This is a genomic window from Thermococcus sp. 5-4, assembly GCF_002197185.1.
GTDB lineage: Archaea > Methanobacteriota_B > Thermococci > Thermococcales > Thermococcaceae > Thermococcus > Thermococcus radiotolerans.
On the sequence record NZ_CP021848.1, the window covers coordinates 1553394 to 1572096 of the forward strand.

Annotated in this window: 26 protein-coding genes; 16 read left to right on the forward strand and 10 right to left on the reverse strand. The window is 56.5% G+C overall.

Translation table 11 applies throughout. From position 1 onward, the window contains the following. Nucleotides 1–10: 10 nt before the first annotated feature. From CDI07_RS08570 to CDI07_RS08580, 3 genes are read left to right on the forward strand one after another with little or no spacing between them, the layout of a single operon-like run. A complete protein-coding gene (locus tag CDI07_RS08570) occupies nucleotides 11–1099 on the forward strand; it encodes a hypothetical protein (protein ID WP_088181221.1) in 1089 nt (362 codons plus the stop codon). Next, complete coding sequence (locus tag CDI07_RS08575; protein WP_088181222.1) at nucleotides 1096–2031, forward strand: dipeptidase; 936 nt, start codon at nucleotides 1096–1098, stop codon at nucleotides 2029–2031. The genes CDI07_RS08570 and CDI07_RS08575 overlap by 4 nt, the downstream gene beginning before the upstream one ends. A 40-nt stretch (nucleotides 2032–2071) precedes the next feature. After that, entirely contained in the window at nucleotides 2072–2926 is an 855-nt protein-coding gene (locus CDI07_RS08580) for a methyltransferase domain-containing protein (RefSeq protein ID WP_088181223.1), read from the forward strand. A gap of 5 nt (nucleotides 2927–2931) precedes the next feature. Here the strand turns inward: CDI07_RS08580 and CDI07_RS08585 are convergent, their stop codons facing one another. Then, nucleotides 2932–4806 (reverse strand): S9 family peptidase, encoded by a 1875-nt coding sequence (locus tag CDI07_RS08585; protein WP_088181224.1) that lies wholly within the window; start codon nucleotides 4804–4806, stop codon nucleotides 2932–2934. A gap of 68 nt (nucleotides 4807–4874) precedes the next feature. Between CDI07_RS08585 and CDI07_RS08590 the strand changes: the two genes are divergently transcribed. Then, nucleotides 4875–5204 (forward strand): hypothetical protein, encoded by a 330-nt coding sequence (locus CDI07_RS08590; RefSeq protein WP_088181225.1) that lies wholly within the window; start codon nucleotides 4875–4877, stop codon nucleotides 5202–5204. Here the strand turns inward: CDI07_RS08590 and CDI07_RS08595 are convergent. Beyond that, nucleotides 5169–5816: a serine/threonine protein kinase gene (locus CDI07_RS08595; RefSeq protein WP_088181226.1), complete on the reverse strand. Its 648-nt coding sequence runs from the start codon at nucleotides 5814–5816 to the stop codon at nucleotides 5169–5171. The two genes, CDI07_RS08590 and CDI07_RS08595, sit on opposite strands and share 36 nt — an antisense overlap. Nucleotides 5817–5868: 52 nt before the next feature. Between CDI07_RS08595 and CDI07_RS08600 the strand changes: the two genes are divergently transcribed. Further along, the gene (locus CDI07_RS08600; RefSeq protein WP_012572508.1) at nucleotides 5869–6096 is read left to right on the forward strand and encodes an Lrp/AsnC family transcriptional regulator; all 228 of its coding nucleotides are present in this window, start codon (nucleotides 5869–5871) and stop codon (nucleotides 6094–6096) included. 55 nt (nucleotides 6097–6151) lie between these two features. Here the strand turns inward: CDI07_RS08600 and CDI07_RS08605 are convergent, their stop codons facing one another. The 3 genes from CDI07_RS08605 to CDI07_RS08615 form a co-directional block, all read right to left on the reverse strand. Next, complete coding sequence (locus CDI07_RS08605; protein WP_088181227.1) at nucleotides 6152–6826, reverse strand: TIGR00153 family protein; 675 nt, start codon at nucleotides 6824–6826, stop codon at nucleotides 6152–6154. Between the two features lie 4 nt (nucleotides 6827–6830). Then, on the reverse strand, nucleotides 6831–8000 hold the full coding sequence (locus CDI07_RS08610; protein WP_394335172.1) for an inorganic phosphate transporter: 1170 nt from the start codon (nucleotides 7998–8000) through the stop codon (nucleotides 6831–6833). Between the two features lie 144 nt (nucleotides 8001–8144). Next, nucleotides 8145–9764, reverse strand: a complete 1620-nt coding sequence (locus CDI07_RS08615) for a metallophosphoesterase (RefSeq protein ID WP_088181229.1) — start codon at nucleotides 9762–9764, stop codon at nucleotides 8145–8147. Nucleotides 9765–9872: 108 nt separating this feature from the next. Here CDI07_RS08615 and CDI07_RS08620 point away from each other — a divergent pair, with 108 nt between their 5' ends. Beyond that, a complete protein-coding gene (locus CDI07_RS08620) occupies nucleotides 9873–10229 on the forward strand; it encodes a cupin domain-containing protein (RefSeq protein WP_088181230.1) in 357 nt (118 codons plus the stop codon). Here CDI07_RS08620 and CDI07_RS08625 read toward each other — a convergent pair. From CDI07_RS08625 to CDI07_RS08645, 5 genes are all read right to left on the reverse strand, one after another. Next, entirely contained in the window at nucleotides 10226–10798 is a 573-nt protein-coding gene (locus CDI07_RS08625) for a signal peptidase I (RefSeq protein ID WP_088181231.1), read from the reverse strand. The two genes, CDI07_RS08620 and CDI07_RS08625, sit on opposite strands and share 4 nt — an antisense overlap. Nucleotides 10799–10817: 19 nt before the next feature. Beyond that, entirely contained in the window at nucleotides 10818–11168 is a 351-nt protein-coding gene (locus tag CDI07_RS08630; RefSeq protein ID WP_145954991.1) for a hypothetical protein, read from the reverse strand. A 219-nt stretch (nucleotides 11169–11387) separates the two neighbouring features. Beyond that, nucleotides 11388–12665 (reverse strand): tRNA (N(6)-L-threonylcarbamoyladenosine(37)-C(2))-methylthiotransferase, encoded by a 1278-nt coding sequence (locus CDI07_RS08635; protein ID WP_088181233.1) that lies wholly within the window; start codon nucleotides 12663–12665, stop codon nucleotides 11388–11390. A gap of 52 nt (nucleotides 12666–12717) precedes the next feature. Next, nucleotides 12718–13017, reverse strand: a complete 300-nt coding sequence (locus CDI07_RS08640) for a hypothetical protein (RefSeq protein WP_088181234.1) — start codon at nucleotides 13015–13017, stop codon at nucleotides 12718–12720. Nucleotides 13018–13097: 80 nt separating this feature from the next. After that, nucleotides 13098–13310, reverse strand: coding sequence for a TRAM domain-containing protein (locus tag CDI07_RS08645; RefSeq protein WP_055430018.1), 213 nt, complete (start codon nucleotides 13308–13310; stop codon nucleotides 13098–13100). Nucleotides 13311–13675: 365 nt separating this feature from the next. Here CDI07_RS08645 and CDI07_RS08650 point away from each other — a divergent pair, with 365 nt between their 5' ends. From CDI07_RS08650 to CDI07_RS08695, 10 genes are read left to right on the forward strand one after another with little or no spacing between them, the layout of a single operon-like run. After that, nucleotides 13676–14176: a monovalent cation/H+ antiporter subunit E gene (locus CDI07_RS08650; RefSeq protein WP_088181235.1), complete on the forward strand. Its 501-nt coding sequence runs from the start codon at nucleotides 13676–13678 to the stop codon at nucleotides 14174–14176. After that, on the forward strand, nucleotides 14173–14436 hold the full coding sequence (locus tag CDI07_RS08655) for a cation:proton antiporter (RefSeq protein WP_088181574.1): 264 nt from the start codon (nucleotides 14173–14175) through the stop codon (nucleotides 14434–14436). Before CDI07_RS08650 ends, CDI07_RS08655 begins: the two co-directional genes overlap by 4 nt. Continuing rightward, a complete protein-coding gene (gene mnhG / locus CDI07_RS08660) occupies nucleotides 14433–14804 on the forward strand; it encodes a monovalent cation/H(+) antiporter subunit G (RefSeq protein ID WP_088181236.1) in 372 nt (123 codons plus the stop codon). Before CDI07_RS08655 ends, mnhG begins: the two co-directional genes overlap by 4 nt. Next, nucleotides 14801–15067, forward strand: coding sequence for a DUF4040 domain-containing protein (locus CDI07_RS08665; protein ID WP_088181237.1), 267 nt, complete (start codon nucleotides 14801–14803; stop codon nucleotides 15065–15067). The genes mnhG and CDI07_RS08665 overlap by 4 nt, the downstream gene beginning before the upstream one ends. Beyond that, entirely contained in the window at nucleotides 15064–15366 is a 303-nt protein-coding gene (mbhE, locus tag CDI07_RS08670) for a hydrogen gas-evolving membrane-bound hydrogenase subunit E (protein WP_014013093.1), read from the forward strand. The genes CDI07_RS08665 and mbhE overlap by 4 nt, the downstream gene beginning before the upstream one ends. Next, entirely contained in the window at nucleotides 15356–15802 is a 447-nt protein-coding gene (locus tag CDI07_RS08675; protein WP_088181575.1) for a Na(+)/H(+) antiporter subunit B, read from the forward strand. Before mbhE ends, CDI07_RS08675 begins: the two co-directional genes overlap by 11 nt. Next, on the forward strand, nucleotides 15799–16158 hold the full coding sequence (locus CDI07_RS08680; protein ID WP_014013091.1) for an NADH-quinone oxidoreductase subunit K: 360 nt from the start codon (nucleotides 15799–15801) through the stop codon (nucleotides 16156–16158). The genes CDI07_RS08675 and CDI07_RS08680 overlap by 4 nt, the downstream gene beginning before the upstream one ends. Continuing rightward, nucleotides 16155–17696 carry a proton-conducting transporter membrane subunit gene (locus tag CDI07_RS08685; protein WP_088181238.1) on the forward strand — a complete coding sequence of 514 codons (1542 nt, stop codon included), beginning with the start codon at nucleotides 16155–16157 and terminating at the stop codon, nucleotides 17694–17696. The genes CDI07_RS08680 and CDI07_RS08685 overlap by 4 nt, the downstream gene beginning before the upstream one ends. Nucleotide 17697: 1 nt before the next feature. After that, the gene (locus CDI07_RS08690) at nucleotides 17698–18045 is read left to right on the forward strand and encodes a hydrogenase (RefSeq protein WP_088181239.1); all 348 of its coding nucleotides are present in this window, start codon (nucleotides 17698–17700) and stop codon (nucleotides 18043–18045) included. 5 nt (nucleotides 18046–18050) lie between these two features. Beyond that, nucleotides 18051–18575: an NADH-quinone oxidoreductase subunit B family protein gene (locus CDI07_RS08695; RefSeq protein ID WP_088181240.1), complete on the forward strand. Its 525-nt coding sequence runs from the start codon at nucleotides 18051–18053 to the stop codon at nucleotides 18573–18575. The last annotated feature ends 128 nt before the right edge of the window (nucleotides 18576–18703 follow it).

Sequence of the window (18703 nt, forward strand, 5' to 3'; positions counted from 1 at the left end):
AATAGTTAGTATGACGACGCGAGAGGAGATAGAACTATTAGTTGAGAGGAGGTACTACGAGGAGGCCCTGTCCAAGGTTCATAAGCTGAAGGACCCCCTCGACCAGATAGAGGTTCTCACGGACATAGCCGTTGCCATATACCAGCACGGCGGGCCCCAGGAGTGGATTCCAAGCATAATAGAGGACGCCATGTACATAGCCAAGAAACTCAAAGACCCCGCCAACAAGGCGGTGGCCTACTCAACGATAGCATCCTCCCTCGCGATAATGGAGTACGAAGAGGACGCGATGGACTTCTTCAACAGGGCCATAGACGAAACGGACAGCATAAAGAGCCCGATAGAGAAGGGCGTGGTTCTCTCGGAGCTGGCCTACCACCTGGCCCTCGCCGGCCGCCCCGAGACGGCCCTCGAACTGTTCAACATAGCCTTCGACACCATAATCGGGGCGGAGATAGGCTACAACCTCAAGGTGGACGGCATAATAAGGATAGGAGAGCTCCTCGAGAAGGCCGGAGACACGCTCCCCTCAAACAAGGCCCTCGACTTCTACAGGATGGCGTTCGACATATTCGACAAGCTCCACGTCAACCAGCGCGCGGCCATCGTCGAGAAGAAGATAGAGCTCTCACAGACCATCTACGACGTCGGCCTTCCGCCAATAAGGCAGGCCCTCCTGGAGGGGAGGAACCACTACGCCCTCGCGCTCATAGAGAAGAAATACGCCGGCGTCGTGAGGCTCATCGGGGAGCTGGAAGTAGCCCTCTGGATGAAGAGGGTTAACAACATAGAGTACCTGGACATAGTGGACAAGGCGTTCGAGCACTGCGAGAACCCGCACTTCACCGAGGCGAACGTTCAGAAGATAGCCCGGCTCCTGACGGAGCTCGGAAGCCTGAAGAGGGCCCTCGAATTCGCGAGGGAGATAAAGGACGTCCGCAAGAGGAGCGATGCGCTCAGGGCAATAGCGCTGGAACTGGCGAAGAGGAAGGAGTTTGAAGAAGCCAGAGAAATCGTGAGGAGCATACCCGACCCCAGGATAAAGACCGAGGCGCTGACGGAGATAATAGCCATAGAGGAGGCCAGTGAGGGAATATGATATTCGACGCCCATTCGGACCTCCCGACCTTCGTCTACGATGAGAGGGTTAACGGGAAGACCCGCGTTCTGGAGGAAAACTTCGACCGTTTCTTCGCCCCGGGGATAGGGGCGCGCGTCATGGCCATCTGGACCCGACCCGACAGGAGGAACAGCGCAACCCTCTACGGCCTGGAGGTTCTGAACTCTTTAAGAAGGGACATCGAGGAGAGCGAGCGCTTCGAACTCGTGACGACGGTAGACGGCATGAAGAAGGCCATCGAGGAAGGAAGAGTCGCGCTCTGGCTCGCCCTTGAGGGCGGCGAGCCCATAGGTGAAAGCATCCACCTCCTCGAGGTGTTCTACCGCCTTGGGCTGAGGCTTTTGACCCTCACCTGGAGCCTGCGCAACGCGATAGGCGACGGCGTCTTTGAGAGAACCGGCGGGGGGCTCACCAACTTCGGCCTGGACGTCGTTGGAAAGGCCGAGGAGCTGGGAATCGTAATAGACCTGAGCCACATAAACGAGGCAGGCTTCTGGGACGCCCTGGACGCTACCGCTTTTCCGGTCGTAGCATCCCACTCCAACGCTAGAAGGCTCTGCGACCACTCGAGAAACCTCACTGACGAGCAGATAAAGGCCATAGCGGAGCGCGACGGCGTCATCGGGGCGGTGGCGATTCCAAGCTTCGTCCACAGGGAGCACGCGACGCTTGAGCGGTACGTGGAGCATATAGCGTACATGGTCGACCTGGCTGGCTACCGGCACGTCGGCCTCGGCTTCGACTTCGTCTACTACCTCCCGGGCTGGAGCGGAAGGAGCGTCGAGGGCTTTGAGAACGAATCCAAGATTCCCGCGCTCGTCGAGAGGCTGTCCGAAACCTTCAGCGAGAGGGAGGTCGAGGCGATAACCTTCAAGAACTTCGAGCGGGTTTTTGAGCGGGTCGTGGGTTAGGTTTTTATTCCCTGTCCCCCACCACGGCACGGTGGGAGTTATGGAAGAACTCTACTTTCTAACAGCGAGAGACGCGAGAAGGCTACTCTTCGCGAAGGGAGGGGCGAGACTCAACCTGGACCTGAGAAAAACAAACCGCTCATGGCTCATAACGCTTGAAGGAGACGAGTTCGTGTTTCCCGACAGGACGCGGGTTGGAAGGGACGTGATCGAGAGAATCGCAAGGGACGAGGGGAGCGTTTACTTCATCCGAAACGGTGTTTACAAGGCAGCCATAGCGAGTGACGAGGGTTTCTACAAGCTCGTACCGACGATTCCGCCGACGATAGAGATAAACGGGATAAGAATGCACAGGACGAAGGAGGTAAATCCGCTCCAAGACACGAGGAACAAGGTGAACGCCGTCAAGCCGAAGGAAGGCGAAACGGTTCTGGACACCTGCATGGGACTCGGCTACACCGCGATAGAGTCCGCGAGGAGGGGAGCGTACGTCATAACGATCGAGAAGGACCCTCACGTCCTAGAACTTGCGAGGATAAATCCCTGGAGCAGGGAGCTGTTCACGGGCGGGAAGGTGCAGGTTATACAGGGCGATGCCTTCGAGGTCGTCAAGAGGTTCAACGACGAGACCTTTGACGTTGTTATCCACGACCCGCCGAGGTTTTCTTTAGCCGGCCACCTCTACGGGGAGGAGTTCTACCGCGAGCTTTTCAGGATCCTGAAGCCGGGCGGAAGACTCTTCCATTACGTTGGAAACCCCGGGAAGAAGTACCGCAGAAAGGACCTCCAGAGAGGCGTGATGGAACGGTTAAGAAAAGCGGGCTTCGTCGGAGTCAAGCGGGTGGAAGAAGCGCTCGGCGTGGTGGCTAGGAAGCCGCTGAAAGAAAAGGGATAAAAAACTCATTCCTTCTTTTCGCCCTTCATCACCTTCTCCACGTCAAACCCTTCCTCATACTTCCTCAGCTTCCTCTCGAAGAACTCGATGAAGAGCTTGTAGCGCTTTGCCCGGTGCTTCGGGCTTCCGCGGATGCTATGGCCGTGGGGACCGCGCTTGAACACCGCTATGTAGGCCTCCTTGCCCATATCCTTGAGCACGTTGTAGAACATCAGGCTCTGGTCGAGCGGACAGCGGTAGTCCTCCAGCGAGTGGATGAGCAGTATCGGGGCTTTCACGTTCTCCGCGTAGAACAGCGGGCTGAGCTTCCGATAGTTCTCGTTCTCCAGCGGGTTCGGGCCGATGACCTCAACGTCGTACCAGAGGCCTATGTCGGAGAACGCATAGCTGGTCAGCCAGTAGCTTATGCCGTTCTCGCTGATGCCGGCCTTGAAGAGCTCGGACTGCGTTAAGGCCCAGTTGGTCATGAAGCCGCCGTAGCTTATGCCGGTTATTCCAACGCGCTCCCTGTCCGCCTGAGGCTCAAGTTTAAGGAACTCCTCGATTCCAGCCATTATGTCCTCGAAGTCCTCTAAGCCAGTCCTCTCAAGGACGCGAAGGGCGAAGTCTTCGTCGTAGCCGTCGCTGCCGCGCGGGTTCACGAAGACAACGTAGTAGCCCCTGTTGGCCATCAGCTGCATCTCGTAGACAAAACGGTGCCCGTACATTCCCTTCGGCCCGCCGTGGACGAAGACTATAACCGGGGCCTTCTCGTCCTCCTTAAGCTCGGGCTTCAGGTACCAGCCGTCTATCTCCAGGTCCTTGCTCTTAAAGCGGAAGTGCCTCGGCTCGAAGGTCTTGAGCCTGGCGAATATCGGCCCGTTGTAGTCGGTTAGCTGCCTCAGCTCGCCGTCGTAGAGGTAGAGCTCGCCTATCCTAGTGGCGGTCATTATCAGGAGCAGCGCCTTCCCGTCGCTGACGTCCAAGCCGTAAATCCAGTGGTTTCCCACCACAACCCTCTCGGCCTTGCCGTCCCAGAGCCAGAGGTTCACCCTGCCAGCGTCAGGGGTCAGGAAGTAGACCCTTCCCCCGTCTAGCTTGGCATCGTAGACGTCGAGCGGCCCCTCGTAGACGGGTTTGAGCTCTCCGTCCCAGAGGTACAGCCACTCGTGCTCGCTGATGTACTTCTTCTCCCTCTTGCCCCGCAGGAGGAGTGCCTTTCCATCGGAATCGACGGCCGCGAAAGAAACACCCTCGAAGAGCCTCTCCTCCTCGCCGTCCCTCCAGAGGTAGATGTCGTAGAACTTGAAAAGTGCCGGCTTGCCTCCCTCGCGGTGCGGGACGTTGACGGCTATGGAATCACCGTGCCAGATTCCGCTCGAAAACCTCGGCTTCTCGAACTGCTCTATTACCTCCTCGCTCTCCGTGTCAAGAACCCAGAAGGTTGTTTTCTCGCCGTCGAAGAAGCCCATGCTGTCGAACCAGGCAGGAACGTCGTCGTCGAAGACGAAGTCCTCGTCGTCCCTGCGTTTGAAGCCCACAACCAGGAGCCTTCTCGAATCGTCGTTCCACTCGATCGAGCGGACGTTCTTGGCCGACAGAACCTTCTTGGCGCTCAGGGTCTGGATGTCTGCCACCCATATCTCGCTCTCCTTCTTCTCCTCGTTGGGGCGCATGAAGGCGAGCTTTTTGCCGTCGGGCGAAATCCTTGGCATGGAAGCGTTCTCGATGAAGCGCCTCGCCCCGGTTTCCAGGTCCTCAACGACCACCGTGCTCTCGTACCTGTTGTCCTTCATGTTGGCCTTGGTAAGGGTGTAGGCAACCAGGTTCCCCCTTATCCTCGGGTCGCCCAGGTAGGCGAACTTAGAAAAGGTCTCGTGGTTCCATTCGATACTGCTCATAACGCTATCACCTATTTGGTAGAGAGCCTTAAAAGTATATAAGCGTAACTACCGGGCCAGGTGAGAGAATGAAGGAGGAGTACGCCGTTGGAATAATACTGGCCGCTGGAATACTGATTTCGCTCATCCTCAGAACCTACGTGGGAGTGGCGATAGCGGCCGTCGGAATACCGCTGTACCTGGCGTACACCGCTAGGGGGCAGAACATACTGGCAAAGTCCAGACTCTACGACAGGGACCTCTTCCTCATGATAGCGATAGCGGTCGTTGTCATACTCGTCTTCAACTACCTCTGGGACCCGAGGATGGGCCTCATAGCGATGGCCGTCGCAATACCCCTGCTGGCGATCTACGCTGACAGACTAAAGGCGAGAAAGAAGGCTCAGAAGGCCCGATAGCTGACCGGTTCTCTTGTAAACCCTGACCTCGTTTCTCATCTCTCTTAAGAAGGATTCATCAACCCCGAACTTCCCCCTAACGCGACGCGAGATGTAGTTGTCGTTGAGGAATATCATGGCCATCGCGGAGGTGAGGTTCTTCGGCTTCCTCCAGCCGGCCTTCTCGAAGTCTATGAGGTAAACGCTCTTCCCGATTATTATATGCTTGCCGCCCTGAATCTGGCCGTGGTCGAGGTCCAGCCTGTCGAGCAGGGCGGTTTTCTCGACTATCTCGAACAGATGGCGCTTTTCAAGCTCGGCGTAGAATATTATCTCCCCCTCAGCGAACTCCCGGATGATGTACTCAAGGCCCTCGAAGACGCCGTAGGCTATCAGCGGTGGGGTCACTCCGAAGGGCTCCACCGCGCGGATGATTTCCGCCTCCCTCGCGAAGTTCTGCCTCGGGGAATCCGGCCGTTGAAGCTTTATAATGACGTTTTTTTCATCCAACCTCGCCCTGAAGATTAGGCTTGTGGTGCCCTTGGCGTAGGGCCCTATTTCGTCCAATCCAAGCCCTCTCAGGTGAGAGTAAAACCGCCCCAACTGAGCTTTACTTATCAAGTGGTCGAACATAGGCCTCGATAAGCTTAAATACTCCGCCGATAAAATACTTTTGGTGATAGCCATGGTGACGGCTTTTATTTTGATGGTGACGGCCGCTGGAAAGGAAAGGGAAGTTATGGAGAAGCTTCTGGCCATGCCGGAGGTTAAGGAGGCTTACGTGGTCTATGGCGAATACGACCTCGTCGTAAAGGTCGAGACCGACACCCTCAAGGACCTTGACCAGTTCATCACGGAGAAGATAAGGAAGATGTCCGAGATACAGATGACCTCGACGATGATAGCCATCTGATTCTCTCGTTCTTCTCTCTTGCCATTCTTCCAGGAATAATAGAAGAGCAGAGGGCTCACTTGTTCATCATGAGCCTTATCCTCTCGGCGGCATCCTTGGCCTTGTCCGAGATGTTGCTGAGCGTCCTGGCGATGTTTAGGATGTAGAAGCCATCTCCCCAGCTGAGCTTGTCGGCGTTCTCGAAGACCAGCTGCATGAGCCTCGTGTCAAGGCCGTCTATCTTGTTCTCGACGCTCTCTATCTGCCTGATTATCTCGTACTCCCTCTTTATCTCGCCCTCGGTGAAGCCGCTCTCTATAACGCGGTCCATCTGGACTATGGCCTCGTGGACGAGCTTCGCGGCCTTGATGCTCTCCATTCCCATCTGAAGGATTATATCCTTGACCTCCGTCGGAACGCCATCCGGCTTCTTGATGAGCAGCCATTTGGCCGTGTCCTCGGCGGCGTCCGCCACCTTGTCCTGCATGTGGAGGTAGATGAGAACGTCTTCCCTGGCCACGGCCATCATGAGCTTGGAGCTGAGGGAATCCCTTATCTCCTCCTTTATCCTGTCGGCGACGTCCTCAAGGCGGTCAACCTCGATCGCAACCTTCTCCATCTCCTCGTAGTTCCCCTCGTACCAGTACTGGAGGGCCTTCTCCAGAGTCTCAACGGTGCTGAGCACAACATCCGCGTGCTTTATGAGGGGCTTGAAGGGGCTCTTCGCGAAGAGCTTCGTCCACACCTGCATGGTATCACCCCACTATCATCAGGAACTTGAATATGGCCGCGCTTATCAGGCCCGCGACCGGAACGGTAACGAACCAGGAGATTATTATGTCCCTAACGATGTTCTTGTTTATTGCCTTTACTCCCCTGGCGAGGCCGATACCAATGACCGCACCAACGACCGTGTGGGTCGTCGAGATGGGCAGTCCAAGCCAGCTGGCGACGAGAACCACCGTCGCGGCTGAGAAGTCTATGGTGAAACCCCTGGTGTTGGTCAGCTCCGTTATCTTCTTCCCGACGGTCTCCATGACCTTGTAACCGTAGGTCGCAACTCCGACCGCTATCCCGAGACCACCCATGGCGAGTATCCACTTGGGAACGGGAACCAGCAAACCACCAAGTCCCATGGTGGCCACAGCATAAACCGCCGCGACCGGGCCGATGGCGTTGGCAACGTCGTTGGCACCGTGCGCCAAGGCTACGTAGCCGGATGTAATGACCTGGACCTTCCGGAATATGGCCTCAACCCCTATGAACGGGTCGCTGCTCGGGAAGCGGAGCTTTATGAGGAAGTAGGTCACGGCGAACACGACTATACCGAGCGGAATGCCGTACATGAGAACCCCGGTCTTTAAATCCTTCCCGTGGAGAACCTTGATGTAGAACATGGTCCCTATGACCACGAAGGCAAGGCCTATCCAGAAGGGTGACCAGATGCGGGCACTCCTAACCGGGTCCTTTCTCTCGAAGATGCTCTTCGTCAGAGCTTTGAAGATGAAGTAGGCCATTATGGCGCCGATTATCGGCGAGAGAATCCAGCTGAGGACGACCTGCCCCATCTTGCCCCAGTTGACTATCGCAGTTCCGGCGTAGACTATTCCATAGCCCGCTATTCCGCCTATGATGGAATGAGTCGTCGAGACCGGCAGCCCGAACTTGGTCGCGATGAGGAGCCAGATCGTGGCGGCAAGGAGGGCCGCAACAGAACCGTAAACGAGCACATTCGGGTCCGTTATCATCGTGGGGTCGAGGATACCCTTCCTTATAGTCTCAGTGACGCTCTTTCCGAAGAAGTACGCGCCCGCGAACTCAAGGACGCCGGCTATTATAACGGCCTGCTTCGGGGTTATGGCCTTCGCACCCACCGCGGTGCTCATCGAGTTGGCCGCGTCGTTGGCACCTATCGCCCAGGCCATGGAGAATCCAAGGATCACGGTTATCAGTAGCCATACGTCCACCGTCACCACCGAAGCTCAATAAGGGGCGGTATATAAATATCTTGCCGCAGTAGAATATAGCCGGATACCATCCACTATATAGGCATAAATAGAATAAAGGGATCAGGGACTCACCTTCACGGGCTCGACCCCTATGTTCCCCTCGGCCCCCATCGAGAGTCTGACGTAGTGGTAGAAGCCGCCTTGGTCCGGGGGCGCGTAGAGGGGCGCACCGCCGCCACCGGTTATGAGCATCTGGACGCCGTCTTCCTCGCCGTACCAGTAGATGTGGATGTGGCTGAATATTCCGAAGGCGTTGTACTCCTTCATGAGTGCCAAGAGCCTCTTCCCGTCCTCGGGGTTCATAGCGTGGTCGCCCTCCGGCCTTGGGTCCACCGGCGGGGCGTGGAGAACCAGAACCGGCCTCTTTCCAGACTCCTTCGCCCTCTCCAGCTCCCCCTCGAGCCAGGCAAAGACCTCGTCGCTGAGCCCGTAGTCGTTCTCAACGTCGTTTATGAAGATGTAGTAGTAATCCCCGAGGGCGAAGGAATAGTCGTCCGGGCCGAAGAACATGTGGTAGACGTTCACGCCCTCCCCGCGGTACTCGTGGTTTCCTGGGGCCAGGAATATCGGCCTGTTCCACTTCCACTCCTTCAGCAGGGCCGCCCACTCATCAACCTTGCCCGAATAGACGAGGTCACCGCCGTCGATTATGAAGACAGCATCGTCGGAGTTTATCTCGTCCCTTATCTTGAGGAAGACCTGCGGCGGCTCCTTCCCACCGTCGGACCTGTGGTCACCGAAGGCTATCACCCTGTAGTCTTTCAGCTCCTTCGGGACGATGTCAAGGGAAGCCTCTGAAGTGCTCAGCTTGACCCAGGTGTCCCCGGTCTCGGCCCCGGCGGGGAGCTCCAGGACGGACGGGTTGATGTTCTCGATGACGTAGGTCAGCTCAACGTTCTTCGAGTCCTTGACGTCAACGCTGACGTTGAAGCCCAGGGCGTGGATGTAGACCGTCGAACCGTTGACCAGCCTTATGAACCCTCCCTTAACCGTCACGTTCTCGCCGTCAACGATGCGCCAGTAGTAGATGAAGGGCTCCCACGTCTTGAAGGAGTCCAGATACCAGTGCTCGCCGTCGTCCGGAATTCCGTTCCAGTTGTTGTCGCCTATGACCTTGAGAACGACACCCTCGAACTCTCCGCTCCTGAGAACGTCCTCGGCGTTGGGGGCCTTTCCACCCGCCAAGTCCAGGGCGTACTCCACAGCGGCGCCCGCGCCGGCCTTGCTCGTTCCGGTGAATACGAAGTAGGGCTTACCGTCCTTGTTGAAGGCGGCGAAGACGCCCTTGTCCGGGCCGACGAACTTAAGGCCGAGCTTGTAGACCACGTAGCCGAAGTAGTCACTGACCGTTATGAGAATCGGTTTGCCCCTCAGCAGGGGCCTCGCATCGGCGGGCGAGAGTATCGCGACGCCACCGTCGTACTGGCTCGCCGGGAGTATCTGGGCGTTCGGGAAGTAGTGCTTCGCCATGTCCTCGTAGCCCTCGCTGACGTAAACCTTGGAAACGTCCGCCAGGCTCTTCCACTGCGCCAGGACCTGGCCCTTCTCGTAGCCCCCGAAGTCTATTCCTCCGGCGGCGGAGCTGGTAGTGGTTGAAGTCTGGCTCGGACCGCTCTGGCTGACGCAGCCCGAGGCCATCACAATTAAAACCAGAATGAAGGCAAAAGCGGCTTTCTTCATGGAATCACCTTCAGGGGGATTGGAAACGAAAGCTTAAAGCACTTTCCATTAGAAACCCGAACTCGGCAGATTTAAATAGCCCAAAGCCGAAAGTCCTTCGGTGATACCATGTTCGTCGGACACTACAAGGATGTCCCCGAGAAGGACACCGGGTTTGAGGGTGTTACCATCAGGTGGCTCGTTTCTCCAAAGCTCGGAGCGAAGAACTACGCGATGCGCTACTTCGTCCTCAAGAAGGGCGCCGAGATACCGCTCCATCAACACGACTGGGAGCACGAGATATTCATCGTGAAGGGAGAGGGAATCATCACCGGCGGAGACAAAGAAGCCCACGTCAAGGCGGGCGACTTCCTCTACGTCCCGCCCAACGAGCCCCACGGCTACAAGGCCCTGAGCGAAACCTTCGAGTTCCTCTGCATAATCCCGGCCAAGAGGGAGGCAATCCCCAAGGAAGAATGGGCCTAATGGCGCCTGTAGTGATAGACCTTTATTTTCTTCCTTCTTAGAACGAGAAGATCGGCTTTTCTGGACTTCGGGCGTATCGGTTCCTCCTCAAGCAGGAGCCAGGCCAGGTCGTAGGCCAGGGAAGCTATGACGATGAGGAAGAGGCCGAAAACGATTAGCGGAGTGTAGTACCACACCACGCCAACCTTCGGGATGACCAGGATTACCCTTCCTATAACCTGCTCCGGATAGACCTGCCAGGGGTCCGTGTACTTCCTGTTATCGCCCTTGGTAACGTAGTAGAGCCTACCGCTGGAATCCGTCTTCATACCCACTATGCGGTGGGTTATCTTGTAGGTCGTGTTGCCTATGTCCACGCGGTAAAGAACAACGTCCCCTACATGAAGCTCATCCGGAGAAACCGGCATCGTGATGACTAGGTCATTGGGGTTGATGTTGGGCTCCATCGAGTCGGTCAGAATGACGACGTACTGGAAGCCGAAGACGAAGTGGAGAACAACGACTAGGGCCACAAAGCCCAGAAGAAGATACGTCAAAAGAGAAAGGAGGTTGGGGCGCTTGGCATTCATTCAGAGCCTCCCAAGGAATTCACGGGCTGGGTCCCTTAACTACAACCGCGGCAGTTTCCATCTTGGTTATGTCAACGGCACTAGTGAACGATATGGTCACCGTGTTAGTCGAGGTGGTGGTCGCGTTAACACCCAGAGCAATTATGCTGCCGGTGCTGTTGTATATCTTAAGGTATACCTGGGAACCTGCAGGAATGGTCTGGTCAAAGACTATGACCGCACCACTGACGTAGTCCGGGTTGGACGCGAGGGTCCAGCTTATGTTGGCAACGTCAACGGGGCTAAGAACTGGGTTTGAGCCGGCGCCAATCTGCTGGATGTTCACTGTGATAACCGGAACAGCCAGTGCGGCTCCAACAAGAGCTAGCACAAGGGCGAGTGCCAGCGGAATTAACCTCTTCTTATTACTCCTCCTCATCCTGATTCACCTCCAGCATGAAGGATTTGCTTATATGCTTGCACGAGAGTATAAATAGTTTTCGAATGCAAACCTAATTGGTTCACCCTTTGATATTGTAAGTTCTACAAAAGAACCGCGGAATCGTTGGGGGTTTCCCAAGGGTCATTGAATACTACTCAAAAGTATACGTCAGTGCAGGGAAATGCCCCGCAGATACGTCGAGCCAGCCCATTCAACCCGAACCTGCAGAAATTCGCCGGGTTCGCCGGAATCGAGGATTATATCCTTATAGTTGAAAGTCCTACCCTCGACGCCGCCCTTCTTACCCTCGCCGTGGACGAGAACCTCAACGGTTCTCCCGACGTAGGCGCGGTTTATCTCGTAGGCGATGGCCAGCCGGAGCCTGTGAAGCTCCCTCGAGCGCTCCTTGACCTTCCAGCCGGGAAGCTGCTTCCACTTCGCCGCTATCGTTCCGGGCCTCGGCGAGTAGCGCGAAACGTTAATTTTGTCGGGCCTGATGCGCCTAACAAGCTCCACGGTGTTCCTGAAGGCCTCGTCCGTCTCACCAGGGAAGCCAACTATTATGTCCGTGTTGAGGTTCAAATCGCGAACTCTCTTACGAAAAGTTCGAACTATCTCCTCGAACTGTTCCACAGTGTACGTTCTACCCATCCGCTTCAGAACCTCATCGTCGCCGCTCTGGACGGGCAGGTGGAGGAAGCGGTAGACCTTCTCATCGGTGTAGGCATCAACGAGCTCGTCGAGGAACCTGAGAACGTGGTTCGGGTTCATCATTCCAACCCTGACCCTGAAGTCGCCCTCGATGGCCGTTATCTCGTCGAGGAGTTCGGCCAAGTTCGTCCCGATGTCGAAGCCGTAGCAACCGGTGTCCTCGCTCGACAGCTGTATCTCCCTGTATCCCCTGGCGAGGGCCTCCTTAACCCACTTAACGACGAACTCGGGTTTGTAGCTCTTGAGAACTCCCCTGGCGAAGCGGGTCGCGCAGTAAGTGCATGCGTTGAGGCAGCCCTCGCTTATCGGGACGACAAAGGCAACGCCACCCTTCCAGATGCGGGGGAGCTCGAGCTTGTCTATGTTCCTCTCGCGCCAGCCCTCGACGCTGATCAGCTTTTCACCATTCTCCGCTAGGCTTATCGCCTCGGCTATTCTGTCTATACTCTTAACGCCGAGTATTCCAGAAACGCGGGGATCAATTACATCTGGGTTAACATGAGGAAGGCAGCCAGTGACAATCACCCTCTTGCCCGCATCGAGGAGCTCCTTTATCCTCTCGCGCATGTGCTTTTCCGTCGGATCCTTGACGGCACACGTGTTCACCACGACGTAATCGGCAGTTTCGGGGCTCTCCGCCAACTCATAGCCAGCACTAACCAGAATCGCCTCCATCATCTCGGCGTCTGCCTTGTTCCTCGTGCACCCGTAGGTCTCGACGTGAACCCTAACCATCGGTGGGCGCTCTGGGAAGGGGTTTAAAAAGGGTGCGGTTCAAAAATGGGGATTAGACCGCACCCATCATACTCAGGAGCATGAAGAGAGCGGCGAAGAGAAAAACGGCCACGAGCGTTAGTGCTCTCTTTACCCATTCGCGGGGCCTGTTGAAGTGCCGCATAACGAGATAGGAGAGGAAACAAACGATTAAAACCGGGACGAGTGCGGAAAGGGCAATGAACGCAACATCTGGAAGATACGTATCAACCCCGATCGTGTCGAAGAGGGCCACCGTCCAGTAGAGCATGACGGGTGACAGAAGAACCATGACTCCAACCGTAACTCCAATCATTATGGAGTCCTCATCCATGGAACCACCAGGAAAATCTTGAGTCAATATCTTAAAAACGTCTCACAAAATGGCAGGTAAGAATAGGAAGGAAAAGGAAATCAGATGACTTCCGCGAAAGCGAACTTTCTCTTGACCGAGTTAATGACGATCTCGACCTCGTCGCCGACCTGAGTGTTCGGGACGAAGATAACGAAGCCCTTTATCTTGGCGATGCCGTCACCGCCCTTTCCAAGGCTCTCGATCCTAACTCTATATCTTTCTCCAACCTTAACAGGGGCTTCGTAGCCACCGCCAAATCCATCTCCATACATATCCAACACCAACTCTTTCAACTTTCAGGGCCCTTCAGGGAAAACTCCGAGAAGAGTCCCAATGATGGGTCTGCCCGAGGGTATATAAAGCTTTGGGTGATTTTTAGGCCCCTAAAGTCACTAAAAGGCTTTTTAGGCCCACAAGGGTTCGGGGATGTAACATCCGGCTAAAAAAGCCACCGAAGGCCGCGTCTCCATACCGGCTCCAGGGTATTTAACCTTTGGTTAACAACAAGGGGTTACAGACCTTTGCTTTCAATTCTAAGCTTCAAAAAACCCTTTTAAAGCAAATAACGAATTTTCTATTGAAAACTGACGAAACACAGGGCTGTGGAGCCCGTATCAGGTGAGAGGAGGGAGGAACAATGAGTTTCATCGCTGTATTCATTTGGTCATTTGTGCTCTGGTTAGTACTCACTGCGGGCAGTAAAGGATTACTCTGGAGTCCCGAAGAACTCATCGCGGGCCTGATATTCTCGGGAGTAATTGCGTTAACAACCAAGGACATCATAGGCGAGAAGGCATCCCGCTTCCTCAACCCGGCGAAGTGGGTCGGCTTCGTAATCTATGCCATCGGGCCTCTGTTCTGGGGCATGGTCAAGGCAAACCTCGACGTTGCCTATCGCGTCATAACGGGCAAGATAAAGCCCGGAATCGTTCGCGTTCCGGTTGAGCTTGAAAACGACGCCCAGTACACGATTCTCAGCAACTCGATAACCCTCACCCCCGGAACGCTCACCGTGGACGCGTGCCCAGAGGAGAAGGCCCTCTACGTCCACTGGATAAACGTCACCGAGAAGGAGCCGGAGAGCTCCGAGGTCATAGCCGGTTCATTCGAAAAATGGGCGAGGAGGCTGGGAAGATGATGGCACCGGAGTTCTTCTATGCCGCGGTCATAGTCATGATCGGGGCGTTCCTGGCCCTGCTCAGGGTGTTCTTCGGACCAAGCGTGCCCGACAGGGTAGTCGGAGTCGACACCCTCAACACGCTGATCGTCGCCGGAATGGTTCTCCTCGGAGCGGCCTACGACAGGACGATATACATCGATATTGCCATCGTCTACGCCCTTCTGAGCTACGTGGGAACCCTGGCCATAGCCAAGTATCTCCAGGGGGGATTGGAATGAACGCTGTCACCTACGTCATCTACGCCTTCCTCACGATAAACATAGTCTTCAACCTGCTGGGCAGCTTCTCGCTCCACAGGTTCCCGGACGTCTACACCAGACTCCACGGAGCGACCAAGTGCACCACCTTCGGAACGATATTCGCGGTTCTGGCGGTGGTGGTTCACGCCGCCTACCAGCTCCACCTCACCGGAGACCCCAAGTACCTCCAGATGGCGCTTCACAGCGTCGTCGCCCTGATAGCGCTGCTCCTCACGAACCCGACCGGAGCGCACGCGATAGCCAAGGCGGCCCATCTGAGCGGCTACAAACCGGCCAAGGCCGTCATAGACGCCTACGAGAACAAGCTCAGGGGTGGTGCCGAATGAACGTTCTCTCGGTCGACATGGCCATACAGTTCGGAATACTCCTCGGTGTGCTGGTGGCGGCATACATCACGATAACGATGAGAGACCTGCTCAGCGCGGCCATAGCCTCTGCCGCCATGAGCCTGCTCCTCAGTCTGGAGTTCTACATGCTCCACGCGCCGGATGTTGCGATAGCCGAGGCCGCGGTCGGAGCCGGCGTCGTTACGGCCGTGGTTGTGTACGGGATAGCCAAAACGGAGAGATGGGAGCGTGAGGGACCATGAAGAGGACTTTTGGAGCTCTCGCACTGCTGTTCCTCCTCGGAGTGCTGCTAGTCGTTGCGAGCCCTTCAACCGGAATAAAGTTCGGCCTCGGCGGTGAGGACTGGAAGGCCTACCGCTACACCGACCAGTACTACATAGACCACGGCGTGCAAGAGGTCGGCGGAACCAACATAGTCACCGACATAGTCTTCGACTACCGTGGCTACGATACCCTCGGAGAGGCTACCGTTCTCTTCACAGCCATAGCAGGAGCGGTTGCACTTCTCAGGCCCTGGAGGAGGGATGAGGATGAAGAGTGACATGGGACTCATAGTCAAGACCACCGCGAGGGCAACCATCCCACTCATAGGCATCTTCGGCGCCTACGTGGTCTCACACGGTCATCTTACGCCAGGAGGCGGCTTCCAGGGAGGAGCGACCATAGCGGGAGCCGGGATACTGTTCCTCATAGCCTTCGGGCTGGGCGAGATGAAGAGGCGCTACAACCACCACCTCTACTCGGCCCTCGAGGGCCTCGGCGGCCTGGTATTCCTCGGAGCGGCGATGCTCGGCCTCGGCGTGGCGTTCTTCTACAACACGCTGTGGCACAACGGACCGGTCTTCAACGGCCAGCCGGGAACGCTGCTCTCAGCGGGATACCTGCCGGTAATGAACCTCGCAGTTGGACTGAAGGTCTTCGCGGGACTGGTCAGCGCGATGGTCGCCATAGCAGCGTTCAGGAGGTGGAACGAATGATACCGTTCCAGTTCATTACTGCCTTCCTGCTCATAGCCATGGGAATCTACGCCCTGCTCTACAAGAGGAACCTCATCAAGCTCATACTGGCCCTCAACATCATTGATGCGGGCATCCACCTGCTCCTCATAAGCTTCGGATACCGCATAGAGGCGGGCCAGATACCGACGGCGCCAATCTACACCGGCTACGAGACGGTAAAGAGCGCAATGGTCGCCCCGATTCCGCAGGCGCTCACGCTCACCAGCATAGTCATCGGAGTCTGCGTTCTCTCGCTGGCGATGGCCCTCACGATAAACGCCTACAGGCACTACGGAAGCCTCGACGTTAACAAGCTCAGGAGGTTGAGAGGATGAACGGGCTGATTCCATACCTCATCATAGTCCCGCTCTTCGGAGCATTCGCACTGCCCATAGTCGGCCTCGCGGGAAGGAAGGCCAGGGAGCTGTGGGCGATACTCATAACCGGCATCACCCTCGGCGTCGCGGTCGGTCTGTTCAAAGAAGTCTGGGAGAGCGGCGAGATACTCGTCTACACCCTCGGAGCGAAGAGCCCCCTCGGAAATGGAGTTCCGTTCCCGATAAGGATAGTCTGGGAGGTAGACCTTATCAGTGCTCTCTTCGCCCTGATGGTGACCTTCATAGCCTTCGTGGCCGTGCTCTACTCCAGCGAGTACATGAGGCACGACACGGGGCTTGAGAAGTACTACGCCCTAGTCCTCGTCCTCGAGGTCGGCATGCTCGGCATAGCCATAACCGGAGACCTCTTCAACTTCTACGTCTTCCTAGAGATAATGAGCATAGCGAGCTACGCCCTCGTCGCCTTCAGGAACGACACCTGGGAGGGCATCGAGGCGGGCATAAAGTACATGTTCGTCGGCTCGCTGGCCAGCTCGTTCATCCTCCTCGGCATAGTACTCCTCTACGGCCAGTACGGAACGCTGACTATGGCCTATCTGGCCAAGATGATAGCCGAGAACCCGACCTTCACCGCCAAGGTGGCCCTCGGCCTCCTCGCGGGCGGACTGCTCTTCAAGAGCGGTGCCGTTCCGGTGCACATGTGGCTCTCAGATGCTCACCCGGCGGCACCGAGCTCGATCAGCGCCATGCTCTCGGGTCTCGTCATCAAGATAGGCGGTACCTACGCCCTGGCGAGGCTCGCCTTCAGCGTCTTCAGCGCCGGAATCAGCACCAGAACTATCGGCTGGATAATCATATTCTTCGCCTGCGTGACCCTCATAGTCGGAAACGCGATGGCTGTGATACAGACCGACATGAAGAGGCTCTTCGCCTTCTCCAGCGTCGGCCAGATAGGCTACATCCTCCTGGGAATCGGAATCGGCCTTGCCGCGTACGGAAGCGACGTCGGCCAGGTCGCCCTTGCCGGAGCGATATACCACACCGTGAACCACGCGATAATGAAGGCACTCCTGTTCCTCGTCGCGGGAGCGGTCATACATCAGCTTGGAACCAAGAACCTCAACGAGCTGAGCGGAATAGCCAGGAAGATGCCGGTCACGAGCTTCGCCTTCCTGGTCGGCGCGGCCGCGATAATCGGCCTTCCGCCGCTCAACGGCTTCGCGAGCAAGTGGCTCATCTACGAGAGCTCGGCGCTCTTCAACCCGTTCCTCGCGGCAGTAGCGGTCATAGGCACGGCCTTCTGTACCGCCGCCTACATCAAGGTGCTCTTCACGTTCTTCGGAAGGCCCAGCGAGAGGGTCATGAAGGCCAGAGAGCCAGGAAAGGCCATGCTCGTGCCGATGCTCATACTGGTGGTGGCAATAATCGTCATGGGACTCTTCCCATGGGCCATCAGCGACAAGGTCATGCTTCCGGCGGCAAAGACTCTGGAGAACATAGGAGCTTACGTTTCGGCGGTGCTGGGGGGTGCGTGAAATGTTTGGCTACTGGGATGCACTCTACTTCATCTACGTCTTCGCCATAGGCCTGCTCATCTCGTACGCCCTCTACAAGTGGGCCGAGCGCTCCAGCACGGGGACGAGGAGAACCGGAGATGGAACGAAGATATTCCTCAGCGGTGAGGACCAGGACGAGATTATCCCGCAGTTCGAGCACTTCCAGGGCTACGTCACCGGAAGGCACGTCATGTGGGGCCTCATAAGGGGAATCCACAGGATGTTCCTGGTCTTCCGCAGGGAGCACACCGGCCTGCTGAGCGACTACATCAGCTACCTGCTCGTCACGACCGCGATACTTGTGGGAGCACTGATAGTGTGGGGGTGAGATGAATGGCGATTAAGGTTACAAGGGCAGAGACTAATGTCAGTTCAAACTCCTCGGAGCGCGAGAGGCTTGAGAGGGAGATATCAAAGCTCTGCAGATACATAGGGCGCTCACCCTGGGTGTTCCACGTGAACAGCGGCAGCTGCAACGGCTGCGACATCGAGATAATAGCCGCGTTAACACCGAGGTACGACGCCGAGCGTTTCGGTGTGAAGCTCGTCGGAACGCCGAGACACGCCGACATACTGCTCGTAACCGGACCGGTGACCGACCAGAGCCTTGAGAGGGTCAAGCTGGTCTACGAGCAGACGCCGGACCCAAAGGTTGTCATAGCGGTGGGAGCCTGTCCCACCGGCGGAAGCGTGTTCTTTGAGAGCCCGTTCACCAACGCTCCGCTGGACAAGCACATACCGGTGGACGTCTTCGTACCCGGCTGCCCGCCGAGGCCGGAAGCGATACTCTACGGAGTCGTGCTCGGTCTGCAGAAGCTGATAGAGAGAATTGAAGGTAAGGAGGGGAACGAAGAATGAAAACATATCACAGCGTTCCCGTTCATCTTGCGCTCGAAGAGCGCTTTCCAAGAGGGAACACTTCCAAATGGAGCGATAAAAAGTCCCCTCAAAAAATGAAAAGCATATCTAGCAGGAAAAGTTTTTCC